1 rRNA gene (running past one end of the window) is annotated in these 2,500 nt (G+C 51.1%); it reads left to right on the top strand.

Annotated elements, in window-relative coordinates:
* A 23S ribosomal RNA gene (locus RAE19_RS06590) occupies positions 1-2,466 on the top strand; it begins 412 nt to the left of the window's first position.
* Positions 2,467-2,500 lie beyond the last annotated feature (34 nt).

Below are 2,500 nucleotides of genomic sequence, written 5' to 3'. Positions count from 1 at the left end.
CCTCCAAGGCTAAATACTCATCATTGACCGATAGTGAACTAGTACCGTGAGGGAAAGGCGAAAAGAACCCCGGGAGGGGAGTGAAATAGATCCTGAAACCGCATGCTTACAAAAAGTAGGAGCCCGCAAGGGTGACTGCGTACCTTTTGTATAATGGGTCAGCGACTTACATTCAGTGGCAAGGTTAACCGAATAGGGAAGCCGTAGAGAAATCGAGTCCGAATAGGGCGTCTAGTCGCTGGGTGTAGACCCGAAACCAAGTGATCTATCCATGGCCAGGATGAAGGTGCCGTAACAGGTACTGGAGGTCCGAACCGACTAGTGTTGCAAAACTAGCGGATGAGCTGTGGATAGGGGTGAAAGGCTAAACAAACTTGGAAATAGCTGGTTCTCTCCGAAAACTATTTAGGTAGTGCCTCAAGTATTACCTGCGGGGGTAGAGCACTGTTTTGGCTAGGGGGTCATGGCGACTTACCAAACCAATGCAAACTCCGAATACCGCAGAGTACAGCTTGGGAGACAGAGCACCGGGTGCTAACGTCCGGACTCAAGAGGGAAACAACCCAGACCGCCAGCTAAGGTCCCTAAAATTGGCTAAGTGGGAAACGAAGTGGGAAGGCTAAAACAGTCAGGATGTTGGCTTAGAAGCAGCCATCATTTAAAGAAAGCGTAATAGCTCACTGATCGAGTCGTCCTGCGCGGAAGATGTAACGGGGCTAAGCCAGTTACCGAAGCTGCGGATTTGCAATTTATTGCAAGTGGTAGGAGAGCGTTCTGTAAGCCTGTGAAGGTGCGTTGTAAAGCGTGCTGGAGGTATCAGAAGTGCGAATGCTGACATGAGTAGCGTTAAAGGGGGTGAAAAGCCCCCTCGCCGTAAGCGCAAGGTTTTCTACGCAACGTTCATCGGCGTAGAGTGAGTCGGCCCCTAAGGCGAGGCAGAGATGCGTAGCTGATGGGAAACAGGTCAATATTCCTGTACCGATGTGTAGTGCGATGTGGGGACGGAGAAGGTTAACTCAGCCAACTGTTGGACATGTTGGTTCAAGCTTGTAGTCGTGCCTGGTAGGCAAATCCGCCGGGCTTAGATGAGGAGTGATAACGAGTCTGCTTGCAGACGAAGTGAGTGATACCCTGCTTCCAGGAAAAGCCACTAAGCTTCAGCTACACACGACCGTACCGCAAACCGACACTGGTGCGCGAGATGAGTATTCTAAGGCGCTTGAGAGAACTCAGGAGAAGGAACTCGGCAAATTGACACCGTAACTTCGGAAGAAGGTGTGCCTTTAGTAGGTGAAGTCCCTCGCGGATGGAGCCCAATGAGGTTGCAAAAAATCGGTGGCTGCGACTGTTTATTAAAAACACAGCACTCTGCAAACACGAAAGTGGACGTATAGGGTGTGACGCCTGCCCGGTGCTGGAAGATTAAATGATGGGGTGCAAGCTCTTGATTGAAGTCCCAGTAAACGGCGGCCGTAACTATAACGGTCCTAAGGTAGCGAAATTCCTTGTCGGGTAAGTTCCGACCTGCACGAATGGCGTAACGATGGCCACACTGTCTCCTCCTGAGACTCAGCGAAGTTGAAATGTTTGTGATGATGCAATCTCCCCGCGGAAAGACGGAAAGACCCCATGAACCTTTACTGTAGCTTTGTATTGGACTTTGAACAGATCTGTGTAGGATAGGTGGGAGGCTTTGAAGTAGGGTCGCTAGATCTTATGGAGCCAACGTTGAAATACCACCCTGGTGTGTTTGAGGTTCTAACCTAGGTCCATTATCTGGATCGGGGACAGTGCATGGTAGGCAGTTTGACTGGGGCGGTCTCCTCCCAAAGCGTAACGGAGGAGTTCGAAGGTACGCTAGTTACGGTCGGACATCGTGATGATAGTGCAATGGCATAAGCGTGCTTAACTGCGAGACTGACAAGTCGAGCAGATGCGAAAGCAGGACATAGTGATCCGGTGGTTCTGTATGGAAGGGCCATCGCTCAACGGATAAAAGGTACTCTGGGGATAACAGGCTGATACCGCCCAAGAGTTCATATCGACGGCGGTGTTTGGCACCTCGATGTCGGCTCATCTCATCCTGGGGCTGTAGCCGGTCCCAAGGGTATGGCTGTTCGCCATTTAAAGAGGTACGTGAGCTGGGTTTAAAACGTCGTGAGACAGTTTGGTCCCTATCTTCCGTGGGCGCTGCAGATTTGAGGAAGCCTGCTCCTAGTACGAGAGGACCGGAGTGGACACACCTCTGGTGTATCGGTTGTCACGCCAGTGGCATTGCCGAGTAGCTAAGTGTGGAAGAGATAACCGCTGAAAGCATCTAAGCGGGAAACTCGTTTCAAGATGAGATCTGCCGGGGCCTTGAGCCCCCTGAAGAGTCGTTCAAGACCAGGACGTTGATAGGTCGGGTGTGGAAGCGCAGTAATGCGTTAAGCTAACCGATACTAATTGCTCGTGCGGCTTGACCCTATAACTTTGATGTACGCAAGTACTTCAAGGAAGT

This window comes from Rhodoferax potami, from assembly GCF_032193805.1.
Classification (GTDB): Bacteria; Pseudomonadota; Gammaproteobacteria; order Burkholderiales; family Burkholderiaceae_C; genus Allorhodoferax; species Allorhodoferax potami_A.
The sequence above is the reverse complement of the archived record's forward strand: the minus strand, read 5'-3'. Positions and strand labels throughout refer to the sequence as shown.